The sequence below is a fragment of the Ancylobacter terrae genome (assembly GCF_045108345.1).
Classification (GTDB): domain Bacteria; phylum Pseudomonadota; class Alphaproteobacteria; order Rhizobiales; family Xanthobacteraceae; genus Ancylobacter.
Genome location: NZ_JBJGXH010000003.1, coordinates 22,708 through 45,774, shown reverse-complemented (window position 1 = coordinate 45,774; position 23,067 = coordinate 22,708). Strand labels below are relative to the sequence as shown.

At 66.8% G+C, this 23,067-nt stretch carries 18 protein-coding genes, 2 tRNA genes and 2 riboswitches; of the genes, 8 read left to right on the top strand and 12 right to left on the bottom strand.

What is annotated here, in order from left to right; all coding sequences use genetic code 11:
- Positions 1–27: 27 nt before the first annotated feature.
- On the bottom strand, positions 28–1,326 hold the full coding sequence (locus ACEUEL_RS16785) for a D-amino acid dehydrogenase (protein ID WP_405707671.1): 1,299 nt from the start codon (positions 1,324–1,326) through the stop codon (positions 28–30).
- A gap of 60 nt (positions 1,327–1,386) precedes the next feature.
- Positions 1,387–1,514, bottom strand: a riboswitch (glycine riboswitch).
- A gap of 1 nt (position 1,515) precedes the next feature.
- Positions 1,516–1,619, bottom strand: a riboswitch (glycine riboswitch).
- Between the two features lie 352 nt (positions 1,620–1,971).
- On the opposite strand from ACEUEL_RS16785, the gene ACEUEL_RS16780 reads away from it, so the two are divergent.
- Positions 1,972–2,445 (top strand): hypothetical protein, encoded by a 474-nt coding sequence (locus ACEUEL_RS16780; RefSeq protein WP_405707669.1) that lies wholly within the window; start codon positions 1,972–1,974, stop codon positions 2,443–2,445.
- Between the two features lie 9 nt (positions 2,446–2,454).
- Positions 2,455–2,802 (top strand): hypothetical protein, encoded by a 348-nt coding sequence (locus tag ACEUEL_RS16775; protein ID WP_405707668.1) that lies wholly within the window; start codon positions 2,455–2,457, stop codon positions 2,800–2,802.
- An 81-nt stretch (positions 2,803–2,883) separates the two neighbouring features.
- Here ACEUEL_RS16775 and nadC read toward each other — a convergent pair whose 3' ends face one another.
- The 3 genes from nadC to nadA all read right to left on the bottom strand — a co-directional run bounded on the left by nadC (position 2,884) and on the right by nadA (position 6,561).
- Positions 2,884–3,759, bottom strand: coding sequence for a carboxylating nicotinate-nucleotide diphosphorylase (nadC, locus tag ACEUEL_RS16770; protein ID WP_405707666.1), 876 nt, complete (start codon positions 3,757–3,759; stop codon positions 2,884–2,886).
- A 153-nt stretch (positions 3,760–3,912) separates the two neighbouring features.
- Entirely contained in the window at positions 3,913–5,514 is a 1,602-nt protein-coding gene (locus ACEUEL_RS16765) for an L-aspartate oxidase (protein ID WP_405707664.1), read from the bottom strand.
- Positions 5,515–5,529: 15 nt separating this feature from the next.
- Positions 5,530–6,561, bottom strand: a complete 1,032-nt coding sequence (gene nadA / locus ACEUEL_RS16760; protein ID WP_405708429.1) for a quinolinate synthase NadA — start codon at positions 6,559–6,561, stop codon at positions 5,530–5,532.
- 454 nt (positions 6,562–7,015) lie between these two features.
- On the opposite strand from nadA, the gene ACEUEL_RS16755 reads away from it, so the two are divergent.
- Positions 7,016–7,092, top strand: a tRNA-Arg gene (locus ACEUEL_RS16755).
- Between the two features lie 116 nt (positions 7,093–7,208).
- Here the strand turns inward: ACEUEL_RS16755 and ACEUEL_RS16750 are convergent.
- The 4 genes from ACEUEL_RS16750 to ACEUEL_RS16735 form a co-directional block, all read right to left on the bottom strand.
- Complete coding sequence (locus tag ACEUEL_RS16750) at positions 7,209–8,309, bottom strand: tyrosine-type recombinase/integrase (protein ID WP_405707662.1); 1,101 nt, start codon at positions 8,307–8,309, stop codon at positions 7,209–7,211.
- Entirely contained in the window at positions 8,306–8,764 is a 459-nt protein-coding gene (locus ACEUEL_RS16745) for a helix-turn-helix domain-containing protein (RefSeq protein WP_405707661.1), read from the bottom strand. Before ACEUEL_RS16745 ends, ACEUEL_RS16750 begins: the two co-directional genes overlap by 4 nt.
- A 33-nt stretch (positions 8,765–8,797) precedes the next feature.
- Positions 8,798–9,064: a hypothetical protein gene (locus ACEUEL_RS16740; protein WP_405707660.1), complete on the bottom strand. Its 267-nt coding sequence runs from the start codon at positions 9,062–9,064 to the stop codon at positions 8,798–8,800.
- A gap of 105 nt (positions 9,065–9,169) precedes the next feature.
- The gene (locus ACEUEL_RS16735; protein ID WP_405707658.1) at positions 9,170–10,525 is read right to left on the bottom strand and encodes a hypothetical protein; all 1,356 of its coding nucleotides are present in this window, start codon (positions 10,523–10,525) and stop codon (positions 9,170–9,172) included.
- A gap of 131 nt (positions 10,526–10,656) precedes the next feature.
- Between ACEUEL_RS16735 and ACEUEL_RS16730 the strand changes: the two genes are divergently transcribed.
- Positions 10,657–14,226: a type ISP restriction/modification enzyme gene (locus ACEUEL_RS16730; protein WP_405707656.1), complete on the top strand. Its 3,570-nt coding sequence runs from the start codon at positions 10,657–10,659 to the stop codon at positions 14,224–14,226.
- Positions 14,227–14,275: 49 nt separating this feature from the next.
- On the opposite strand, the gene ACEUEL_RS16725 is transcribed toward ACEUEL_RS16730, so the two are convergent.
- Entirely contained in the window at positions 14,276–15,649 is a 1,374-nt protein-coding gene (locus ACEUEL_RS16725; RefSeq protein ID WP_405707654.1) for a tyrosine-type recombinase/integrase, read from the bottom strand.
- Between the two features lie 143 nt (positions 15,650–15,792).
- Here ACEUEL_RS16725 and ACEUEL_RS16720 point away from each other — a divergent pair.
- Positions 15,793–15,879: transfer RNA gene (locus ACEUEL_RS16720), tRNA-Arg, on the top strand.
- A gap of 418 nt (positions 15,880–16,297) precedes the next feature.
- On the opposite strand, the gene ACEUEL_RS16715 is transcribed toward ACEUEL_RS16720, so the two are convergent.
- The 3 genes from ACEUEL_RS16715 to ACEUEL_RS16705 are packed head-to-tail and all read right to left on the bottom strand — an operon-like array spanning position 16,298 to position 19,438.
- Positions 16,298–17,392 (bottom strand): ABC transporter substrate-binding protein, encoded by a 1,095-nt coding sequence (locus ACEUEL_RS16715; protein WP_405707652.1) that lies wholly within the window; start codon positions 17,390–17,392, stop codon positions 16,298–16,300.
- The gene (locus tag ACEUEL_RS16710) at positions 17,389–18,777 is read right to left on the bottom strand and encodes a sensor histidine kinase (protein ID WP_405707650.1); all 1,389 of its coding nucleotides are present in this window, start codon (positions 18,775–18,777) and stop codon (positions 17,389–17,391) included. Before ACEUEL_RS16710 ends, ACEUEL_RS16715 begins: the two co-directional genes overlap by 4 nt.
- Positions 18,764–19,438, bottom strand: coding sequence for a response regulator transcription factor (locus ACEUEL_RS16705; protein WP_405708427.1), 675 nt, complete (start codon positions 19,436–19,438; stop codon positions 18,764–18,766). The genes ACEUEL_RS16710 and ACEUEL_RS16705 overlap by 14 nt, the downstream gene beginning before the upstream one ends.
- A 228-nt stretch (positions 19,439–19,666) precedes the next feature.
- Between ACEUEL_RS16705 and ACEUEL_RS16700 the strand changes: the two genes are divergently transcribed.
- The 3 genes from ACEUEL_RS16700 (at position 19,667) to ACEUEL_RS16690 (ending at position 22,703) form a co-directional block, all read left to right on the top strand.
- Positions 19,667–20,638: a Bug family tripartite tricarboxylate transporter substrate binding protein gene (locus tag ACEUEL_RS16700; protein ID WP_405707649.1), complete on the top strand. Its 972-nt coding sequence runs from the start codon at positions 19,667–19,669 to the stop codon at positions 20,636–20,638.
- A gap of 69 nt (positions 20,639–20,707) precedes the next feature.
- On the top strand, positions 20,708–21,187 hold the full coding sequence (locus ACEUEL_RS16695) for a tripartite tricarboxylate transporter TctB family protein (protein WP_405707647.1): 480 nt from the start codon (positions 20,708–20,710) through the stop codon (positions 21,185–21,187).
- 7 nt (positions 21,188–21,194) lie between these two features.
- Positions 21,195–22,703, top strand: a complete 1,509-nt coding sequence (locus ACEUEL_RS16690; RefSeq protein ID WP_405707645.1) for a tripartite tricarboxylate transporter permease — start codon at positions 21,195–21,197, stop codon at positions 22,701–22,703.
- Positions 22,704–23,067: the final 364 nt, after the last annotated feature.

Below are 23,067 nucleotides of genomic sequence, written 5' to 3'. Positions count from 1 at the left end.
GCGCGCCCGGCGGGATCGGGCTGCCGATCAGGCCGCCCGGCGCAGCTCCACCGCGGCCTCGAAGGGCAGGTCGGCGGCGACCTTCTCGGCCACCATCTGCGCGGTGGCGCAGGAGAGCGTCCAGCCCAGATGCCCGTGGCCGGTGTTGTAGAACACGCCCGGCCGCGCGCCCGCGCCCACCTTCGGCATCATCGAGGGCAGCATGGGCCTGAGGCCCGCCCAGGGCTGCACCTTGTCGGTGTCGACCTCCGGGAACAGGTGGCGCACCCAGTCCACCAGCGGGCGGATGCGGTCGGCGCGGATGTCGCGGTTCTCGCCGTTGAACTCGGCGGTGCCGGCGACGCGGAAGCGGTCGGCGCCGAGGCGCGAGGTGACGATCTTGGTCTTGTCGTCGAGCAGGCTGACCCAGGGCGCACCGTTGCGGCTGGCCTCGTCCTCGAGCGACACGGTGATCGAATAGCCCTTCACCGGATAGACGTTCACCCGGTCGCCGAGCTGGGCGGCAATGTCGCGCGAGCCGACGCCGGCGCAGACCACCACGCCATCGGCATGCAGGCTCTCGCGGGTGACGACGCCCGCCTCGCCCTCGCCCGGCACGGTCCAGCTGATGTCGACGCCCGTCGCCGCGTGGGTGAGGGTTTCGACGTTCGCCTCGTGCACGAAGCGCACGCCGCGCCGCACGCAGGCGGCCGCGAGGCCGCGGGTGAACTTGTGGATGTCGCCGGTGGAATCGGAGGGGGTGTAGTAGCCGCCGTAATAGCTGCCGTGCAGGGTCGGCTCGATCGCCGTCATCTCGGCCGGCGTGACGGCGCGGCGCTCGAGCCCGCCGGCGCGGTAGAGCTCGGATACGCGGCCGGCCGCCTCGAAGCTCGCCTTGTCGCGGTAGATGTGGAGGATGCCGCGGGTCTCGTGGTTGAAGTCGATGCCCTCGCGCTCGGCGACCTTGAACATGTAGTCGCGCGCCAGGATCGCGAGGCGGGTGGTCTCGATGGTGTTGGCCTTGTAGTTCGGGATGTTGGCGAGGAACTCGGCCATCCAGGAATATTTGTGCCAGGAGGGCTTGGGGTTCATCAGCAGCGGCGCGTCGGGGGTGAGCATCCACTTGATGCCCTTCAGCACCGTGGCCCAGGAGTTCCACACCTCGGCGTTGGAGGCGGAAAGCTGGCCGCCATTGGCGAAGGAGGTCTCCATCGCCGCATAGCGCTGGCGGTCGAGCACGGTGACCGTATAGCCCTTCTCGGCGAGGGCATAGGCGGTGGTCACGCCGGTGATGCCGGCGCCGATGACGGCGATATGGGGGACGGGGCTGCTGGCAATGGCGGACATGGGGCTCTCCCGCGCGCATGAGGACGTGTCAGGGCGGATATCGGCCGCCCCGGCTGTCCCCAATCTGTCGCGGTACCTGAGAGCGTGACCCGCGAAGACCGGCAGCACAGCCGCCGAACGCCTCGGGCTTCCCCTTCGGTGGAGGCCTTGCGGTGCTCCGAGCGCCGCCGACCCCTCTCTCCAGATTGTCCAAACCATGCGGTCCCTGGTGCCTGAGAGTTTCCTGGGGGGTTGCTCCGTCGGCGCCGGCAGGTTCCCGCGAGGAACCTTCCGGTCTCTCCCGCATGGTCTTGTGCAGACACGTATTGCTTCGCACAAAGGCGTGCTTGTTTCAAGAGCATTCGCCATGCGCGCCGCGCGTGGGTGGAACCCCCGGCGGTAACAGTCGCGGGAGAGCGGCTCTCCTATCGGGTGCAGGCTGACATGAACGCGACTATTGCGTGCATTACCGCGCAGTGCCATCATACCCTCGGCCGATGGGGCAGGAGGGCCGCCCGGCCGCAGTCGCGTGGGGGCGCGATGCCGATGGGTGGGATGGCGGCGCGGCTATCGGGGGCAGCCGGAGGCGTGACGGCGGGCTCGTTCGGGGGGACGCCGCCCACGACGCATCGGCTCCTGGCACGTCTGCTCGTGGTGCGCCTGCTCGTGGCGCACCTGCTTGTGGCACGTCTGCTGGTGGCGGTCGCGCTGCTCGCCGCGCTCGGCCTCGGCGGCTGCGCGGTCCGCCTCGCCCCCGATTACGACGCCGCCCTGGTGACCGGCATCCAGAAGGCCAACGAGGAGGCGATGGTGCTGTTCGCCGGCGTCGGGGCGGGGACCAAGCCGGCCACCTTCCCCAAACGGGCGGACGCCTACGCCAATGTGATCGGCAAGCTCGACGCGCTGCGGGTCTCCGCGCTGGCGCGGCTTGCCCCCTCCGCCCCGGGCTTCCTCGGCTCCGGCAAGCTGCCGGATGCGCCGACGCCGCAGGTGCTCGAGGAGGCCTCCACCGTGATGATCAAGATGCGCGACACCGACGCGGCACGCGGCCTCAGCCCGATGCTGGTTGGCGGGTTCCGCGAGGCCTTCGGGCTCTCGATCCAGCAGGCGCTCGTCTATGAGCGCGCTCTCCAGAGATGAGGTGACGTCATGGCCGGCATCGACCTCGGCAAGCTGATGGCGGATATCGTCGCCGCCGCATCGGGCATCGCCAAGAAGGACATCACGGCGCTGGCCGGCTTCTCCCGGACCCAGCTTCAGGGAATGGCGAAGCAGGCGGGATGGATCACCGCCGCCCGCGCGGCCGGCGAACTGGACGACGACCTGTTCACCTTCTTCACCGGCAACCTGGCGCGCACGGCGAAGAATTTCGTGACCGTCATTACCGGCCTCGCCACCGTGCTGATGGAGAAGGTGTGGAACGCCGTGATCGGCGTGCTGTGGGGAGCGATCGAGGGAGCCGTCGGGGGCGTGATACCGCTGCCGAAATGGAAGTGAGCCCCCGCCGGGCGCCGTTCCGCCCGGCCTGACTGTCCCGGCGGCGCCGACCGCGCGAGCGCGGGAGCCCTCCCCGCCGCCTCAGGCCGCCGCCGCGTCGAGCCCGAGGTCGAGGATCGCCGCGCTGTGGGTGATCCAGCCGACCGAGATCAGGTCCACCCCGCTCGCCGCCACCGCGCCGATGGTCGCGGCGGAGATGCGCCCCGACGCCTCGGTGATCGCCCGGCCGCCGACGATGCCCACCGCGCGGGCCAGCGTCGCCGGGTCCATGTTGTCGAGCAGCACCGCGTCGACGCCCGCGATCATCGCCTCCTCGAGCTGATCGAGCGTGTCGACCTCGACCTCGATCTTGACGAGGTGCCCGGCATGCGCCCTGGCGCGGGCGATCGCGGCGGTGACGCCGCCGGCGACCGCGATGTGGTTGTCCTTGATCAGCACCGCGTCGTCGAGCCCGAAGCGATGGTTCGAGCCGCCGCCCGCCTTCACCGCGTGCTTCTCCACCGCGCGCAGGCCCGGCGTGGTCTTGCGCGTGCACACCACCTGCGCCGGCCCGTGCGCCCGCGCCACCGCGACCAGCGTGGCGGTGGCGGTGGCGATGCCGGACAGCCGGCTCATGAAGTTGAGCGCCACCCGCTCGGCGGTGAGGATCGCCCGCGCCGGGCCGTCCAGCCGCAGCACCACGTCGCCGGGCGCGACCGGCGTCCCGTCGCCCCGCTCCACCGTGACGGCTAGGGTGGGATCGACCAGCCCGAAGGCGATGACGCCGAGATCGGTGCCCGCCACCACGCCCGCCTGCCGGCTGGCGATCACCGCCGAAAAGCGCGCATCCGCCGGCACCACCGCATCGGTGGTGATGTCGCCGGCGCGGCCGAGATCCTCGATCAGCGCGGCGCGCACCAGCGGCTCGGTGAGCAGGCGGGGCAGGGGGGAAAGCGGGAAGGGCGAAGGCGGGGTCATGGCATGCTCGTCATCGGGTTCGGGTGGTGCCCGGCCGCGCGCGCCGGGTGGTCGGGGCCGTCGGGACGGATCCGCCGTCCGTGCGGCGCGCTGCCGGCCCGGCCGGATGCCGCCGTCGATCCCGACGGCGCTTAGTGCGGCCTGCGAGGCGCGCTAGGCGACGCGCCGGTCGGCGTCGGCACCGGCGAGGGCTTCGAGCGTGTCGCCGAGCGTGGTGTCGGCATGGCGGCCCACGGCGGCGGTGAGCGGGAAATCGGCGCGGAAATGCCCGCCCCGGCTCTCCCGCCGCGCCAGCGCCCCGGCGGCGACCATCAGCGCCACCAGCGCCGCGTCGTCCGCCGCCGCGAAGGCGCCCGCCGCGGCATCGAACTGCGCCCCGGCCAGCGCCGCCAGCCGTCGCGCCGCGCCCGCGAGCCCGGCGCCCTCGCGCACCACGCCGACCTGCCGCTCCATCAGCGCCCGGATCTCCGCCCGCTGCGCGGCATCGGCCACCGGCGATGCCGTCACCGGCAGGGTCGCGGCGGCGGCCGGCGCGGACGCGCCGGCGATGTCCGCCGCGATCCACCGCGCGTAGGCGAGCGCCTCCAGCAGCGAGTTCGAGGCGAGGCGGTTGGCGCCGTGCAACCCGGTCGAGGCGACCTCGCCGCAGGCCCACAGCCCGTCCAGCGAGGCACGCCCGCGCGCATCCACCGCGATGCCGCCCATGTGGTAATGCGCCGCCGGCCGCACCGGGATCGGCGCGCGCAGCGGATCGATGCCGGCCTGCCGGCACAGCGCGACGACGCCGGGAAAGCGCGTCTCCAGCCCCTCCATCCGCGCGTCGAGGAACACCCGCCGTCCCGCGGCGATCTCGGCGAAGATGGCGCGGGCGACGACGTCGCGCGGGGCGAGCTCGGCGCCCGGTACGCCGGCCATGAAGCGCTCGCCGCGGTCGTTGAGGAGGATCGCGCCTTCCCCGCGCAGCGCCTCGGTGGCGAGAGGCATGGAGGCCGGCCCGCCGGCGCCGGGCGCGATGTCCGCCGCGACGATGGCGGTGGGGTGGAACTGCACGAATTCCATGTCGCGCATCACCGCCCCCGCCCTCGCGGCGAGGGCGAGGCCCGAGCCGACCGCGCCGAGCGGGTTGGTGGTGGCGCCATAGAGCCCGCCGAGCCCGCCGGTGGCGAGCACGACCGCGCGCGCGGCGATCTGCGCGCGCTGGCCGGTCGGCCCGGTGGCGGCGATGCCGCGCACCGCACTATTGGCGTCGCGCAGCAGGTGGGTGGCGCGCAGGCGCTCCACCAGCGTGATCGAGGGGGTGGCGTGGACGGCGGCCGCGAGCGTTTCCAGCACCGCGCGCCCCGTCGAATCGCCGCCGGCATGGGCGATGCGCCGGCGCGCATGCGCGGCTTCCATGCCGAGCGCCAGCGCGCCTTCCGGGGTGCGGTCGAACGGCGTGCCGAGCCCGACCAGCCAGTCGATGGCGGCCGGGGCGGCGCCCGCCACGGCGCGCGCCACCTCCGGCTCGGTGAGGCCGGCGCCGGCCTTCACCGTGTCCTGCGCGTGCAGCTCCGGCGCGTCGTCGGCCCCGATCGCGGCGGCGATGCCGCCCTGCGCCCACGGCGTCGCGGCGCCCTCGCCGAGCGGATCGCGCGCCAGCAGCAGCACCGGCAGCGGCGCGAGCCGCAGCGCCGTGGCGAGGCCGGCGACGCCGCCGCCCACCACCACCACATGATCCGGGCGTTCGGCAGCGCCGGTCTCGACGGGGATATTCACCGGTTCGGGTCCTTCTCAGCGGATGGCGAGCATGCGCTCGACGGCAAGGCGCGCGCGATCGGCGACGGCGGGGTCGATCTCGACCGGCGTCGTCATCGTCTCGAGCGACCGGCGGATGGCACCCAGCGTGATGCGCCGCATGTGCGGGCACAGATTGCAGGGCCGCACGAACTCGACCTCGGGGTTGGAGACGGCGACATTGTCGGCCATCGAGCACTCGGTGATCAGCACCACCCGGCCGGGCTTCTCGTCGCGCACATAATCCGCCATCCCGGCGGTGGAGCCCGCATAGTCGGCCTCCGCCACCACCTCCGGCGGGCATTCGGGATGCGCCAGCACGACGAGGCCGGGATGCGCCTCGCGCAGGTCGCGGATGTCCTGCGGGGTGAAGCGCTCATGCACCTCGCAATGGCCCTTCCAGGCGATCAGCTCGAGTTCCGGAACCTCCTTCTGGACGTTCTGGGCGAGATACTCGTCCGGCAGCATCAGGATGCGGGTGACTCCCCATTCCTTCGCCACCGCGCGCACCACCTTCACCGCGTTGCCGGAGGTGCAGCAATAATCGCTCTCGGCCTTCACCTCGGCGGAGGTGTTCACATAGGTGACCACCGGCACGCCGGGATAGCGCTGGCGCAGCAGGCGGATATCGGCCGCCGTGATGGATTCGGCCAGCGAGCAGCCGGCCCGCAGGTCCGGCATCAGCACGGTCTTGGCGGGGTTGAGCAGCTTCGCCGTCTCGGCCATGAAATGCACGCCGGCCATGACGATGACGTCGGCGTCGACCGTCACCGCCTCGCGGGCGAGGGCGAGACTGTCGCCGACGATGTCCGCCACCGTGTTGAAGATCTCGGGCGCCTGGTAGTTGTGGCCGAGGATGACGGCGTTGCGCTCGCGCTTCAGCCGCTCGATCGCCTCGACCTCGCGCGCGATCAGCGGCCATTCCGCCGGGGTGATGTGCTTGGCGACCCGCGCATAGAGATGTGGCAGCGGCAGCGCTTCGGGCGCCGGGGCGAGCGCGTCCGGCGCGGCGCCGGCGCGCGCGGGCATGTCGCGGGCCGGGATCTCGCGGGCGGGCATGGCGTCGAGCATGGCATCCTCCCTTATGCTCCAACTGAGCATAATATGGGCAAGAAAGAACCGGGCGAAAGGCCCGGGGATCAGGCTTATGCTAAGGCTGAGTATAAGTCGCTGTCAACGGTCTGTCACACGGGAGCGAGGGGAGGGGACGCGGCGCGGCGCCGGCACAATGCGCGGCGGGAAACGCCGGGACGCGGCGCGCCGGAGGCGATGGGGCACGACGCGCCGCCCGGATGAACGGGCGCGCCGGAGCAACCGACGCGGATCGACCGTGCCCGCAGGCCCAGGCCCTCGGTGCGAGCACCGCCGCCATGCAGGTCGATCGGGCCAAAGGGCGGCGCGCGACGTGCCGAGGAGGCGCCGCCCCGGTTGCCCGCGCCCGGGACATCGATTAAGAAGCTTCTCACGCGCCGACAGGCCATCGGCACCCGTAGCTCAGCTGGATAGAGCGTTGCCCTCCGAAGGCAAAGGTCGCACGTTCGAATCGTGCCGGGTGCGCCAAATAAACCTCTGAAAAATAACGGATATTTTCGCAGCGCCCGACGCATGGCGGCGGCTTGCTTCCGCCGAATAGCCACCGAATAGCCACCGCGCGGGATTTCGCGCGATAGCGCGGTTCAGCTGGCCGGCCGGGCGCCCACCACATCCAGTGCCTGCCGCAACAGGTCCTGCAGGGTCGGCGCCGTTGATGGCGTGCGCGATCCGGCGAGCGAGCGGATGATGTCGTGCTGGCGCTCGCGGGCGACTTGCCCATAGGACGTGAACGTCGTCAGCACCTTCTCGTGGCCGAGGTTCTGGCTCCACGCCTTGAACTCCTCCGGCGTGCGGCAGACCTGCTCGCCGAGCCGGGCCAGCGTCTTGCGGAATGAATGCGGGTTGAAATAGGGGAGCCCGGCGGCGGCGAAGGCGTCACGGAAGATGGCGCGGATCGGTGCGGCCGTGCTCCAGCCTTTCCGGTCAAGCCCGGCCGGCTCGAACCGCCGGCTCGCGCCAACGGCAATGCGGGTCGCCGGAAAGAGAGGATCGCCCAGACCCCATTGCCGTTCGTGGATCAGGAACGCGATCCACGCAGCGACGATCTCATGCAGGTCCTCGCCAACCGGAAAGAATGCCGTCACGATTGTCTTCGACGCCTTGGTGCGGACGTCGCGTGCGTCCTGCACCAGTTCACGCCTCGCCATGTCGACATGCTTCAACTGCAGGGACGCCAGAGCGTCGTCGCGGGCGCCGGTAAGGAGCGCGAAGGCGATGAGCGCGCGATTACGCTTCTCAATGTCCGTCCCGGCTGGCATCGTCTCGACGACATGGCGGACCTGCTCGATCGTCGGCCCCTCAATGTCGCGCTCGGCCTTGGCGATCGAGGCGTCCTTCAGGGACAGGCTGAAATAATCGGCGTCGGAATATCGGATTCGCCTGCGATAGCCCGGCTGCCCCGCAAGCCAGAGCACGAAGCCTCGCAGCGCCGCGAGGGTGTGCAGTTGCGTGGCCTTGCTCAGTGGCTTCCCGCTCCTCCCGCTCAACTGTGCGGCCAGATGATCTTTGAAGCCGATCGCCTGCTCGATATGGAACGCTGCGAAATCGCGGCGCTTCGTATAGACTTCGAAGCGTTCGAGCGCCGCGGCCACGGCGTCGACCGATGAGGTCGACTGGCGTTTCTCTTCCTTCAGATAGCGCAGATACGCCCTCTTGATCCGCTCATTCTTGCCGTTGCATTTCATGGCCATCGTCCTCCGCCCTCCAAATCACATTTCACGGGGTGTTTGTGGCATTCCCCTAGGCGTGGTTCGGCTTTCGGAAACTGGACGTCGAGATCGGCCGCGACGGCGGCGAGACGAGCGCGACCGACACGTCGGAACATGCAGCGCTGGCAGTCCGGGCAGAGCCCGCACAGCACACCCGCGCCCGCATTCGAGGGAATGAAGTCGACCATGCCGCCGGCCGGGCGCTGCGGCTTTCGGCAGGGCAGGCAATAGAGCCGGCTGGGGCCGCAGGGCTGTTTCCCGACGGCGCGCCGGTTCTTCAGGAACTCGGCGAGGGCACTGCCCTTGAACAGGATCGGGCGCCCGCCATCGACCGGCGGAAGCCCGGCCTTCTGCCAACCGCGCACCGTGTTCTTGTGCAGCCCGAACAGCCGCGCGACCTCCTCGATCGAGTAGGTGCGATGCAGCTTCACGCGGCGGTGGTTCGGATGCCGGGTGCCCACCGTTCACCCCTCGGCCCTGGCCGAAGGCCGATCCGACGTCGAGCGTTGCGGCGCGCCGATGCGGGCCAGCGCCCAGGCGTCGAGATCGGCGGGCGCGTAGATCGGCGTGCGGCCGGCCTTGTGGAACACCGGGCCGCCTCCGATGACGGCCAGCTTGGCAAGCCATTGCCGCGAGCAGGGAAAGCCGTAAGCCGCCTGCACATATGCCGCTGCTTCGTGGCGCCGGAAGAAATGCGGGACGGCCGACGCGGGTGAAGGTGGGTCTTGCATGGTCCATCTCCTCGAATCTCGCCGGGCATTTCCGGCAATGACGGGAGATGTCTTCGGCGCCATGGCGCGCCCGATATAGATGCCCGCTATTCGCCCGATATTATATTATCGGGACGCTTGGTAACGCCGGAAGCGATCGGCGATCCTTGTCTTGATGGTCTTGGCGGTCAGATTTGGCGAATACGGATGCTGGGCAATTCGCCATGCACACAACGCCTCGGCTTCACGCCCGACACTCGCTTCGACCTCGCCACGCGCGCAGCGTGCCTCAAACTCTTCTACGACAAGATACATCGAGGACGGCTTGCCGGCCGCCCCGCTACGATAGCTCGCCCGGATCGCCGCCACGTCCGGAACGGTGGCCGGCCCGCCAAACGGCCAGAGCCGCGCGATGTCCGCCTTGCGCACCATGAGCTGCGTCCAGCGCTTCTCCGAACGGTTCTCGAAGGTATCGTCGAAGCCGTCCCGCCAGCTTTCCTCGTCGAAATAGGGATTTGATCGCAGATGGAAATCTCCGCTCAACATCAGTTCCAGCGAGGGCCGTATGAATGGATAGCTCACCCGGCAGCCGGCGAACGCCACCCCGTCGACCGTCTCGCGCACGCCGCGCGCCACGCCGGATGTGCTCACCTCGCCACCGGAGATGGCATCGACCAGCGTCGCATAGGCCGGGCGCCACGCCTCGGCGTCCTCCGGATCGAAATCGAGCACCCCGCCCTCGGCGGCAATCCATTGGGCGGCGCAATAGAGCGGCATGTAGCCCGGCCCTTCCGGTGCCATCAGCGGCGGCAGGCTCGGCTTCAGGCACTCACGGCGGAAAGGCCAGAGTCTGGTAATCGCGCCGCTCGGCACCGTAACTTGCGTGAAGAGGGGACCCGGCGCGGCGTGGCCCCGGCCCTCCGCCGTGTCGACATCGAAATGCTGCCCGAAGCTGAGGTCCTGCCAGAGCATGTCGGGTATCTCTTGCCGGGTTCCGTTGTCCGTCGAGATGCCCGTCGCGGTGAAGCAGCCCGTCCGCAGCGCGACGTGCAAGGCCTCGATCGCCTCGATGACGGGCACGGAATAATCCGGATCACGTGCCGTGCGATCCTGGATCGCGTCGGCCAGCTTCAACCGGGCGAGGGTTGCGCTTGGGCGCTGTTCGAGGAAATGCCCGTCCATGACCGGCCCGTCGAACCCGATCCGAGACCGCCGGAACTGCCAGTCCCGGCACTCGGCGCGATAGGGGTCCCACCATTCGCGAACAACACTCGGCGTGCGGTAAGCGATCCACGCCACTGCCATCGGCAGCGTCCAGAACTCCTCACCCATAGGATTGAAGTCGCCCGGCAACGGTTCATGAGCGAGCGGCCCGCACGACAGCCCCTCGGCCTCGCGCTCGGCCTGCCCCGGTGAGAGCTCTCCGGATTGAACCTTGTCGATCAATGCGTCGCGAAGTGCGTGTCGAACCGCGTGCGCCATTAGCTGATTCCGAGCCGAATCGGGCATGAAATAGTGCGCCTCGATTTCCGGATTTTGCTACCATCAGCGATCAGGCGCGAACTGACTGCGTAACAATAATATTTCGGTGGGCGACTCAGGCAGGGACGGCTTTGACTGACAGAATAGAGACTATTGTTGAACATTATTTTGCACGCCTGCGGGACGAGCGCGGCCTGGGCGCTGGTACGAAGGAGCGGTCCTATTATCCTGCTCTGGCCGATCTTCTAAACGCCCTTGGGCAGGATCTGAAGCCGAGGGTCCTCTGCCTTTCCGATCTTGCCAACACCGGTGCGGGGCATCCGGATTTCGGGCTCTATGCTGCCAATCAGGTGCAGAAGGGCGAGCCGCGCAAAGGGCAGTTGCCGGAACGCGGCGTCATCGAAATGAAGGGCGTCGCGGACGAGACGTGGCTCACCGCCGACACCAAGCAGGTCAGCAAGTATTTCGGCGCCTACCGGCTCGTCATAGTCTCGAACCTGCGCGATTTTCTCATTATCGGCGAAGGGCCGAATGGCGAGGCAACCAAGCTGGAAGGCTTCCGCCTCGCGCCGAACGCCAAGGCGTTTTGGGACATGGTGGCAACCCCGCGCAAATCGGCCGAGCACGTTGGCCGGGCTTTCGGCGAATATCTGAAGCGGGCGCTCACCCAGTCCGTGGCGTTGCGCGAACCGAAGGATGTCGCGTGGTTCCTTGCCTCCTATGCGCGCGATGCCTTGCAGCGGGTGGACCAGGCTGGAAACCTCCCGGCGCTCGCCAATATCCGCGCCTCGCTCGAACAGGCGCTGGGTGTCACCTTCGAGGCGGAGAAGGGCGACCATTTCTTCCGCTCGACGCTGGTGCAGACGCTGTTCTACGGCGTGTTTTCCGCGTGGGTGCTGTGGGCGCGGGAGGTCCCCCGCACGTCGCCCAAATTCGACTGGAAACTGGCGACATGGCACCTCAAAGTGCCGTTCATTCGTACCTTGTTCCAACAAATTGCCAGCCCGGCGCATTTGCAGCCGCTGCACCTTGTCGATGTGCTGGACTGGACCGCAGCGACGTTGAACCGGGTCGATACCGTCGAATTCTTCAAGCGCTTCAACGATGCGGACGCGGTGCAGTTCTTCTACGAGCCATTCCTTGAAGCCTTCGACCCGGAACTGCGCAAGGAACTCGGCGTCTGGTACACGCCGAACGAGGTGGTGACCTACATGGTCGCCCGCGTCGACAAGGCGTTACGCGACGATCTCGGCATCGAGGATGGCCTCGCCTCCGAGCGGGTCTATGTCCTCGATCCCTGCTGCGGCACCGGCGCGTTTCTCGGCGCGGTGCTGAAGCGTATTGAGGCAAGCCTCGAAGCGAAGGGGCTCGGCGGGCTCAAGGGCCAGATGGTCAAGCAGGCAGCGCTCAAGCGCATCTTCGGCTTCGAGATCATGCCCGCGCCATTCGTGGTGGCGCACCTTCAGGTCGGTCTGACCTTGCAGGCCATGGGCGCGACGTTCGACGATGCGACCGATGAGCGCGCCGGCATTTTCCTCACCAATGCGCTCACCGGCTGGGAACCGCATGTGATGAAGCCGCTGCCCTTCCCCGAACTGGAAGAGGAGCGCTCGCGCGCCGACAAGGTGAAGCAGGGCGCGCCGATCCTCGTGGTCATCGGCAACCCGCCCTATAACGGCTTTGCCGGCGTCAATGAGGGCAAGGAGGAGCGCGCGCTAACCGACGCCTACAAGCGCCCAAAGAAGGTGCGAAAGCCCGAGGGACAGGGGCTGAACGATCTGTATGTCCGCTTCTTCCGCATGGCCGAGCGCCGCATCGTGCAGAAGCTCACCATAGAAGAGAAGGACCTGTTCTCCGGCGGAGTGGAGTTTCATTATGAAGATGGCGGCGAGGGCATCGTCTGCTTTATCTCGAACTATTCCTGGCTCGATGGCCTCTCCTTCACCGCCATGCGCGAGCGCTATCTGGAAGCCTATGACGCCATCCGCATTGATTGCCTGAACGGCGACAAATACAAGACCGGCAAGACGATGCCGGACGGCGCGCCCGATCCGTCGATTTTCTCCACCGAGCACAACCGCGAAGGCATTCAGGTTGGCACCGCCATCGCCACACTGATCCGCAAACAGGAGCACGCGCCCGCCGCTACCGTTGAGTTTCGCCACCTCTGGGGTACGGGCAAGCGGCAGGCACTGCTGGACACGGCGGAGGCCGACCCCGCGACGCTCTATCAGCCGGTGACGCCACCGCTGGAACTGGGGCTGCCGTTCGTCAGCGCGCAGGTGGGCGCGGGCTATTTCGAGTGGCCAAAGCTGCCTGATCTCTTTCCGGCCTCGTTTCCGGGCGTACAGACCAAACGCGACCAGTTTCTCGTTGATATTGAACGTGAGAGCCTCGAAAAGAGGATTGATGATTTCTTCAACGGCAACATGGATTTTGACGAATTCGCGCAGAAATATCCAGAGGTTACCCAACCAACTGCACGATATAACCCGAGAGAGGCGCGCGCGTACTTGATCGATCGCGGCAAGAAAGCAAATCATATCGTAAGATATACTTATAGGCCATTCGATGTCAGATGGTGCTACTGGGAACCTGAGACAAAGCTTCTTGGCGAAAAAAGCCCGGACTTGTTTGCGGCTCGGGTTGCCAAAGTGCCAGACCTCGTTATCCCGCGCGCCCAGCGAAAAACTTGGTCGCCACCACTGCTTATTTCGAGCCTTAGCGACCTTAACGCCATGGATGGTGGAGCTTCGGTAGTTCCCAACCGGGTTGGGGCGTCTGACACGAATCCAACTGGAAACATCAATCTTCCCGCGTCGATGCTCAAGCTCTTACAATCTATAGGCATTGGCGAAAGTGTTATATTTTACCATTGCTTAGCTCTTCTTCACAGCCCCGCATACTTCGCAGAAAACAGCGGCGCTATGCGGATCGAGGCACCTTGCGTGCCGATCTCAGGCGATGCCGGCATCCTCGCGCATTCCGCCGGGCTCGGCGAAGCGCTGAGCCTGCTGCTCAATCCCGAGACACCCGCGCCGGGCGTCTCCACCGGCGCGCTGCGGCCGGGCCTGCGCATCACGGGCCTGCCAGCCAAGCGTGGCGGTGGGTCGCTCGATGCCGCCGATCTCGCGCTGACCGCCGGCTGGGGCTCCAGCCAGAATGCCGGCGGCGGCACCATCGTCATGCCCGGTCGCGGCCTGACGCGGACGCGCGATTACACGCCTGCCGAACGCGCAGCGCTGGAAGCGGAAGCCCAGGCCCACGGCATGACGCTCGACGCCCTGCTGGCGCTGATCGGCACCCGGACCCTCGATGTGCACCTGAACGCCGACACCTTCTGGTCGAATGTGCCCGAAAAAGTCTGGGACTATGCGCTCGGTGGCTATCAGGTGATCAAGAAATGGCTGAGCTACCGCGACAGGAGCGTGCTCGGCCGCCCTCTGAAGCTCGACGAGGCGCTTTATGTCTCGCAGATGGTCCGCCGCATTGCCGCGATCCTGATGATGGGACCGGCGCTGGATGCGAACTATCACGCCTGCGCTACGGAGACCTTGACCTATGAACAGCTTGGCCTCTCCCGCGATGCAGCCCGCGAGCGCAAGGGCGCAAAGGAGGTCAAGCGGGGCCTATCCAACCGCCTTACGCCAGCCACGCTGGAAAACCGCGAGAAGGCCCGCAAAGCAAAGCGTGCCCCGTAGCCGTCGGCGGTAACGCCCTCGCACGGAGCCGCAACCGATTGCAGTGGCCTCAGGCATCACGGCGCAGGGCTACGACATTCCCCGATGTCTCTGCCTTCTTCCCATCCAGCGCCGCCGACAGCGCGCTACCCACCGCATTCGCAGCGCGGCGCAGCGGGTCGGCGTCGAAATGGCTGTAGCGGTTCGTCGTCTTCACATCGGCATGCCCGAGGAGGCGCCCGACGATGGTCAGGCCCATGCCTACCGCCGCGCCATGGCTCGCGTAGGTATGGCGCAGGTCGTGAAGCCGGACGCCTTCCAGTTCCGCTGCGCGCGTCACCAGTTCCCACGGTCGTTTGAGGTCGCTGCGCGGACGATCCAGCTTGTCGCCGGCGACCACGTAAGGACAACCTTCGATAACCGGAACGGTTGCAAGCACTTCGAGTGCGGGAGCGGCGAGCACAATGGCCTTTGCGCCCGTCTTCGAATCCGGGAGGTGCAGAAGGCCACGCTCAAGGTCGACATGATGCCATTTCAGGTCAAGAATTTCCCGAAGCCGGCATCCCGTCAGAATGAGGAGGCGGATTGCCGCCGCCGCATGCGGGCCTAGGATCGATCGGCGATTGCCCGCGTCCTTCGGCAGATGCTTGGAGCCCGGTGCGGCGGCGTTGGTGTTCCAGGGCAATCCGACCGTTTCCGCCTCGCGCAGGGCCACGCCGAGCCGTTCGAGTTCCACCGTGCTCAGGAAGCGTGCGCCCTGCCCGTCCGCGTATTTGGCGACGCCATGGGTGGGATTGTCGGCACGCAGGCCGAGCCGGACCGCGTAGCTGAAGATGCCGCCGAGCAGCCGCACGGTGCGGGTGGCCGTGCCCTTGCCGCCGGTGACGATCGCCCGGCCGTGCTTCCCGGTCTTGACGTCGGCGGCCGTCTTGCCGTTGGCGACGTCACGCAGGAAGCGCTCAATGTCCCCGCGCGAGACGTCGCGCACCAGCTTCTTGCCGAGAAGAGGCTTGATGTGCCGCTCGATCCGCCCGCGGTCCGTGATGAGCGTCGAGGCCTTCTTGGGGGTGCCGCGCCGGCTGATGACGTTGCCCTCGCCCGCCTCCTTCAGGTAGTCGTCGCAGAGGCCGGCGATCGTCTTGGCGGTCTTTGCCTCGGCCCGCACGGCCGCCGGGTCCTCCCCGGCGTGGACCCGGGCAAGCACGTCCTTGGCGAGGGCGCGGGCCTGCTCGGCCGTCAGCGCGCCGCGCTTGCCCAGCGTGACGCGGCGCTTGGCCGTCCCCCGGCCGCCCGCGCCCGGGCGGTACTCGACGATCCAGGTCATCACGCCAGAGGGTTCGACCTTCAGGCCGAAGCCCTTCAACTCGGCATCGAACCAGAGCGCCCGTGCCCCGTCCGGCTGGATGGCGTCCACCGCCCGCTTCGTCAGCTTGACCGTCGGCATTTCCGGCTGGCTCCCGTTCGCCCTATTGGTGGCTATTCAGAAGATCCTGAATAGCCACCGAATAGCCACGGGAACGACAATACCGGGCATGCCAGACCATCGCTAGAAATTAAGATTCAATAAAATCAATTGGTTATAAGAGGGCAGGAATGGCGAGAAATCATCAGAAACACCAGACCGCAGCCCTCCGAAGGCAAAGGTCGCACGTTCGAATCGTGCCGGGTGCGCCAATCTTTTCAATGACTTAGATGAATTCGCTGGGACGTTGAAGATTGCTGCGGGAGCATGGCGGGAGCAGCCGAACGGATTTCGGCGGTTTAGCGAAAATGCTTCTGCCATGTGATTGGGTTCGCAGCAGCGACACGCGCTACACAAGCCGGGTGGCCGCTGGCGCGCTTGGGAGTAGCCTCACTCGAGAGCAGGCCCTACACCTCAGGGTTCGTCAGATGGGCAGTTTGACCCTTTGCTGACCCTCGAGGCCGTTTCAGCGACGTCCGCTTTGCGCCGCGATCTCGGTCATTGCCGTGGTGCCTCACTCTACCCAGAAGCGGACACACATCCAACCTCGCGCGGAGATTCCTTGCGCCAGGAATGGAAGTCGAATTTGCCCTATCCGAGAGCGAGTTGATCTGGCATCTGCGGGAGTGCCTAAGGCGCGTTCTGGATCATCGATTGGGACCATTCTTCAAGGAACCGCTTCCGGCGGGCCGCGTCCTGGACGGCGAGGAGGGTTGGGCCGACGGTGATCGGGCGGGCAATGCCTGATGTCAGGACATCAGGCCCCTCGATGCCCGGCGGCGTCGAGCCGTCCAATCCGAAAAAGAAGGACTGGCTCCGGCCAACCGACTGGCCTCGCTCCGACAGCAGATAGTTCACGAAGCGGGCGGCCAGGTTCGGGTTGGGCGCGCGGATCGGCACCATGGCGCCCCGGCTCAGTACGAGCGTGTAGTCCGAGGGCATGACGATGCCGATCGGCTGGCCGCGCCGCACGCGCTCATAAGCGTAGGAGCCCAGCATGTTGTAGCCGATCAGCAGCCGGCCTGTCGCGACCTCGTCCAGTATCTGCGATGTGCAGCAACGAACGACCACCTGCGCACGGCCGAGGCTTTCCAGCAGGCGGCCATATGTGGTTGTCGTCTGCCGGGCATCGTTGAACGCCAGCAGATAGCCGATGCCGGACAGCCGCACGTCGTACGTGCCGACCCTGCCGCGATAGCGGTCGGCGTGGTGCCGCAGCAGTTCAGCCAGTTCCAGATGCGTGCGCGGAACGTCCGTCGCGGAAACGCTATCGCGGTTGTAGACCATGACGATCGGCTCAAAGGTGAAGCCGAACACCTCGTCGCGCCAGTTCGCCCAACGCGGGGCGCGTGCGAGATCTTGTCCCTCGATGCGCTGGGCGCAGCCGTCATTCGCGAGTTTCACCAACTGGTCCACCGACGACGACAGGAAGACATCGCCGAGCGCGCCGCCGGCATGACAGACCCGCGCTGCGGCCGCGAACAGATCGTTGGTCACATATTCCACGATCTCGACCATGGTGCCGGGCGAGAGCTGCTGGAAGTCTCGGATAAGCGGCTCCAGGGCATAAAGGTCGGTGGCGGCGTGGATCGACAGCGTGTCGACCTGACCTACGATCGCCGGGAACAGCGTTTTGTCCTGGGCCAGCGCGACAGGGTTGGCCAGAAGCAGGGCGGCAAGCGCGGAGCCAAGGCGCAGGGCAAGACGCAGTGCACCACCTATCATGCGACCTCCCGCTCGTGCTTTGCCAGCGACATCAACACGACGAAGCCAAAGGCGCCTTTCTCGATGAAGGACAGGGTACCGCCATGGGCAGCCAGCACTTCTGCCGTGATTGAAAGACCCAGCCCCGATCCCTTGCCATCGGACGAGGGGGCGCCAAAACGTTGAACAACCCGTGACCATTGTCCCTTCGGTATTCCGGGTCCGTCATCCTCGACCTCCACCACCGCCCGATCCGAGCGCCTGAGGAGCCGCACGGTAATCCGGGATGGAGCCCCATGACGGACGGCGTTGTCGAGGATGTTCTTGACTGCTTCCGCGAGATTGACCGGATCGCCGCTGACGATCAGCGGTTCGGGAGGCGCGTGCAGGGTGACCAGAATGTCCCGTTCCAGCGTGTCGGGAATCGCCTCGTCGAGCGCCCGCCGCGTCAGCTCGGTGAGATCGACCGGGGAATTCGCGACCGCGCGTTCACGGTGCGCCACCATGGCGTGGCTAAGCAACTGATTGGCAAGGCGCGATAATTGCCGGGTGCGGACCCGGATGCGATCGAGGTGCTTGCGCGCGGAGGGCGGCACCTCGTCGTTCGAGAGCAGATCGACCTGGGCCTCCAGCGCGGCGAGCGGCGTGCGCAGCTGATGCGCGGCGTCGGCGATGAACTGCTGCATCAACTCGACGCGGCCCCGCAACCGCTCGATGAAGCCGTTGATCTCGGCGACGAAGGGCGCGAGTTCCCGCGGCGTGGAGACGTCGACAAGCGTCAGGTCCAGCGGGTCGCGCTGACGGATCGCGGTCTCCAGCCGGCCGATCGGCGCCAGCGCACGGCGCACCGCGAAAATCGTTCCCCCGGTGGCGATGGCCCCCATGGCGCCGACCAGGATAAAGGAACGCAGGGTCAGTTCGCGCGCGAGCGCGCGACGGGCCTCGACGGTCTGGGCGACGATGACAACCGCGTCGCCGCGCATCTGGGGGTCGTCGAAGCGGCGTGACACCCGCGCCACCCGCACGATTTCGCCGTCGAACTCCGCATTCTCGACAATCGCTCGGCTCGGTCCCGCGATTTCCTCAGCCGGATCGTCGAGGCCCTCATAGCCGGTCATCGTGTGCCCGGCAGGATCCAGCACGCGATAGAAGATGCGGTCGCGATCCGACAGGGCCAGAAGTTCAAAGGCGGAGACGGGAAGCTCGATCTCGGCTTGGCCGTCCTGGATCTGGATCGCATCCGCGATCTGATAGGCGGCGCCAAGCAGCAGCCGGTCATAGGCCTCGTCCGCCGCCTGGCGGGCCGAGTACCACGCGGCGGTCATCAGCACCGCCGCGCCGAACGCCAGCACCAGCGACATGAGCGCGAACAGGCGGATGAACAGCGAAGGCTCACGCCGGCCCATCGATCACCATCTGATAGCCGAAGCCCCGCACGGTGACGATCTGGGCCCGCGCACCGTCGATCTTGCGGCGCAGGCGGCCGATATAAAGCTCGACCGCATTCGGCGCTGGGGCTTCGTCATGACCGAACATGCGGTCGAGCAGTTCGTCCTTGCCGAAAACGCGCCCGGGTCGGGAGGACAGGATTTCGAGCAGCGTGAGCTCGCGCCGCTTGAGATGCACCTCGCAGTCGCCCACCCGGACCATCCGCGTCAGGCGGTCGATGCTGATGTCACCACAACGCAGCACATTGGTTGCCTCGCCGCTGTTGCGGCGCATGAGCGCGCGGACACGGGCTTCGAGCTCTCGGAAGTCGAACGGCTTCACCAGATAGTCGTCGGCCCCGATGTCGAGCGCATCCACGCGATCTTCAACGCGCGATCGAGCGGTGAGGATCAGCACGGGCGTGGTCGATCCCCGCGCCCGCAATCGTGAGAGGATGCTGAAACCGTCCATGCCGGGCAGCATGACGTCGAGAATGACGAGGTCATAGCTCGTGGCGCCCAGCACATCCATGCCAGCGGAGCCGTCCAGTTCCCAGTCGACGGCGTGGCCGATCCGGCTGAGGCGACCGACAATCGCTTCGCCGACGTCCTTCGTGTCCTCGACCAGCAAAATTCTCATTCGACTCCCGAGGCTGCGCGCCTGCCGCCAAGACAGCTGTATGACAGGAATGCCCTCTAGCAAAGCATCCTCAAGCACTGCGCAGACGGTGCGGAAACAGATGGAGAAACGCCCGGCAGAAAGCCCGCCTTTGTCGGCCGGCCGCCGCTCAGCTCCGCACGTCTATCCATCTGCGCCCGACCGTGGCGCAGGCGCGATGCTGCAAGCAATTACCGGAGGGACAAGCCTATGAACGCCATTTTCAAGAAATTCGCTTTGGTCGGCGTGGTCAGCGCCATGCTAACCGGCGGCGCGTCCGCGCTCCCGCAGAAGACAGAATGCCTTGCGGGCGCCAAGCCCGGCGGCGGCTTCGACGTGACCTGCCGCCTCGCCGCCAACTCGCTGCTGGCCGCCAAGCTGATCGAAACGCCGATGGTCGTCACCTATATGGAAGGTGGTGTCGGTGCCATCGCCTATAACCACGTCGTGGGCAAGAGAGCCGCCGATCCCAGCCTGATCGTCGCGGCTTCGACGGGTTCGGCGCTGTTGCTGGCTCAGGGCAAGTTCGGCAGCTACGACGAAAACGCCGTGCGCTGGATCGGGGCGCTGGGCGCGGATTACGGCGTCATCGTCGTCGGCGCCGACTCGCCCTACAAGACGCTGAAGGAACTGTCGGACGCGTATGCCGCCAATCCGGCTCAGTTTCCGATCGGCGGCGGCGGCGCTGTCGGCAGCCAGGACTGGATGAAGGCCGCCCTCATCGCCAAGGGCGCGGGGCAGGACCCCAAGAAGATGCGCTATGTGGCGCTTGAAGGCGGCGGCGCCGTGCTGACCTCGCTGGAAGGCGGCCACATCAAGATTGGCGCTGGCGATGCCTCGGAAATGGTGAAGCACCATCTGGCCGGCAAGGTCCGCATCCTCGCCGTCATGTCGCCCGAGCGTCTCACCGGCGATCTCGCCAATATCCCGACCGCCCGCGAGCAGGGCTATGATTTCGACTGGGTGATCTGGCGCGGCTACTACACCGGCGCCAAAGTCAGCGACGCGGACTATGCCGCGTGGGTGGACACCTTCAAGAAGCTGGTCGAGACGCCCGAATTCAAGGCGGAGCTCGCGGCTCGCGGCCTGTTCCCCTACACGCTCATCGGCGCCGATTTCGACGCCAAGGTGAAGGGCGACGTGCAGCGCTTCAAGACGCTCGCCAAGGAAGCCGGCCTCTGATCCCCACAGACCGGCCCGCGGCCTCGCTTCGCGCGGGGCCGCTCGGGTTCGCTCGTCAGGAAACGCCCCATGGACGCCCATCGACATCCTGCTCAGGACAGTCTGAGCAATCGGATCGCCGCGATCATCCTGCTGCTGTTCAGTCTGCTGTATGGCTACGCCGGCAGCGTGATCGAATTCTCCTTCTCGTCGGATCCGCTGGGCCCACGGGTGTTCCCGGTCATGCTCGCGGCGATCCTGGGGCTATTGTCGCTGATTTACCTCTTCATGCCGGGCGAGGGCGAAGCTTGGCCGCAGGGCACGGTGCTGATGCGCTGCATCGCGCTCCCCGCGCTCGTGCTCATCGCCGCGCTGCTGTTCGAGCCGATCGGCTTCGCCGGCGCGATGTTCGTCATGACGACGGGGATCGCCCGCATCTTCGGCGCCTCGTGGAAGACCTCCCTCATCGGCGGGTTCCTCCAGGCTGCGGTTTGGTACGTCATCTTCGGCTACCTGCTGGAGGTCTATCTGCCGGTTGGCGAACTCTTCGCCACATCGCGCCGGGGCTAGGACAATCATGAATTTCGATTATCTATGGACCGGGTTCGCCGTCGCGCTCAGCTGGCAGAACCTGCTCATCGGCCTTATCGGCTGCTTCCTTGGCACGATCATCGGTGCGCTCCCGGCCATCGGCCCGATCAACGGCATCGCGCTGCTGCTGCCGATCGCCTACACGCTCGGCCTGCCGCCGGAGAGCACGATGATCCTGCTCGCAGCGATCTATTCCGGCTCGGAATATGGCGGGCGCATCTCCTCGATCCTGCTCAATGTTCCAGGCGACGCGGGCGCCGTGATGACGGCGCTGGACGGCAACCCGCTGGCCCGTCAGGGCCGGGCGGGCGAGGCGCTGATGATCAGCGGCCTGTCCTCCTTCGTCGGCGGCATCATCGGCGTGGTCGGCCTGACGCTGTTCGCGCCGTTCCTCGCCAGCCTCGCCATCGGCTTCGGGCCAGCGGAATATTTCGTGCTGATGGTGTTCGCCTTCGCCACGCTCGGCTCCATGGTCGGCAGCCAGCCGGTGAAGACGCTGATCGGCTGCGTGCTCGGTCTCGTGCTGGCGACGATCGGTCTCGACCCGACGTCCGGCGCCTACCGCTTCACCTTCGACAGCCCCGAGCTTGGCGACGGCATCGACTTCGTGGTGCTGGTGATCGGGCTGTTCTCGATCTCCGAAGCCATGCTGATGCTGGAGAGCCACGCCATGGGCGCCGCGGTCATCGGTAAGGTCGGGCGCACCTTTGTACGGTGGAAAGACGTGGTCTTCTCCACCGGCGCGACCCTGCGCGGCTCGATCATCGGCTTCGTCGTCGGCGTGCTGCCCGGCACCGGCGCCTCGGTCGCCAGCGCCGTGTCCTATACGCTGGAGAAGCGAATGTCGGATAGTGAGGGCACCTTCGGCAAGGGCGACATGCGCGGCCTTGCCTCGCCCGAGGCGGCGAACAATTCCTGCGCGGCCGGCGCCTTCGTGCCGATGCTGACGCTCGGCGTGCCCGGCAGCGGCACCACCGCGGTCATGCTCGGCGCGCTGATGCTCTACAACATCCAGCCCGGCCCGCAGCTCTTTGCGGAGCGGCCGGAGATCGTCGGCGGCCTGATCGCCTCGCTCTATATCGGCAACGTGCTGCTGCTGCTGCTCAACATCCCGTTCGTCGGCATCTTCTCCCGCCTGCTGCTGCTGCCGAACTGGATCCTCGTTCCCGGCATCCTCGTGCTCTCGGTGGTAGGCGTCTATTCGACCCATGCCAGCGTGGAATCGATCATTCTCATGCTCGGTATCGGCTGCCTTGGCTGGGTGCTTCGCAAGCTTGGCTTCGACATGGCGCCGATCATCCTCGGCTTTGTGCTCGGCAAGGTGATGGAAGTGAACCTGCGCAACGCACTCGCCATCAGCGGCGGTGAGCTCAGCATCCTGTTCCAGAGCTACATCTCGCTCATTCTGTGGGTGCTGGCCCTCTTTGTCGCGGTGGGGCCGTGGGCGCTGCAGCGCTGGTCACGCCGCGGCAGGTCCCCGGGCATGGTCGAATAGAAGATTCGCGCTCTGCCAAACGGCGGATGGACCAAACTCGCCCTCGAAGTGTTAGTCGACTGAATTGGTTTCTCGGTTTTTTCAGTCGACCAACACTCTGCTAGCAGAGTTCCGCACTGCTGATACGGGCGTATTGCCGGCCCGCAGGCATCCCTCGCTCACACGGCCGCGGACATCGAGGTTACGTCGCAATCATCCGCACCGCGCGCTCGCGCACCTCAGGCGAAAACTTGTTCGTCGTCTTGTTGCTCATAATGGCCCCTATCTCTCAGGAGTGGGGGCCTCCGGCAAACCCAGGGCGGTTCAAACTGCTCCGCTTCGCCGCCGTACCGCCTGTCTTCACCCTCATCCGATGATGACGGGG

Bases quoted from the DNA above. Each gene is read 5' to 3' on its own strand.
- ACEUEL_RS16725 (WP_405707654.1), bottom strand. From the start codon at position 15,649: ATGCCGACGGTCAAGCTGACGAAGCGGGCGGTGGACGCCATCCAGCCG.
- ACEUEL_RS16700 (WP_405707649.1), top strand. From the start codon at position 19,667: ATGAACGCCATTTTCAAGAAATTCGCTTTGGTCGGCGTGGTCAGCGCC.
- ACEUEL_RS16715 (WP_405707652.1), bottom strand. From the start codon at position 17,392: ATGATAGGTGGTGCACTGCGTCTTGCCCTGCGCCTTGGCTCCGCGCTT.
- ACEUEL_RS16750 (WP_405707662.1), bottom strand. From the start codon at position 8,309: ATGAAATGCAACGGCAAGAATGAGCGGATCAAGAGGGCGTATCTGCGC.
- nadA (WP_405708429.1), bottom strand. From the start codon at position 6,561: ATGCCCGCGCGCGCCGGCGCCGCGCCGGACGCGCTCGCCCCGGCGCCC.
- ACEUEL_RS16710 (WP_405707650.1), bottom strand. From the start codon at position 18,777: ATGGGCCGGCGTGAGCCTTCGCTGTTCATCCGCCTGTTCGCGCTCATG.
- ACEUEL_RS16705 (WP_405708427.1), bottom strand. From the start codon at position 19,438: ATGAGAATTTTGCTGGTCGAGGACACGAAGGACGTCGGCGAAGCGATT.
- nadC (WP_405707666.1), bottom strand. From the start codon at position 3,759: ATGACCCCGCCTTCGCCCTTCCCGCTTTCCCCCCTGCCCCGCCTGCTC.
- ACEUEL_RS16740 (WP_405707660.1), bottom strand. From the start codon at position 9,064: ATGCAAGACCCACCTTCACCCGCGTCGGCCGTCCCGCATTTCTTCCGG.
- ACEUEL_RS16785 (WP_405707671.1), bottom strand. From the start codon at position 1,326: ATGTCCGCCATTGCCAGCAGCCCCGTCCCCCATATCGCCGTCATCGGC.
- ACEUEL_RS16735 (WP_405707658.1), bottom strand. From the start codon at position 10,525: ATGGCGCACGCGGTTCGACACGCACTTCGCGACGCATTGATCGACAAG.
- ACEUEL_RS16775 (WP_405707668.1), top strand. From the start codon at position 2,455: ATGGCCGGCATCGACCTCGGCAAGCTGATGGCGGATATCGTCGCCGCC.
- ACEUEL_RS16695 (WP_405707647.1), top strand. From the start codon at position 20,708: ATGGACGCCCATCGACATCCTGCTCAGGACAGTCTGAGCAATCGGATC.
- ACEUEL_RS16690 (WP_405707645.1), top strand. From the start codon at position 21,195: ATGAATTTCGATTATCTATGGACCGGGTTCGCCGTCGCGCTCAGCTGG.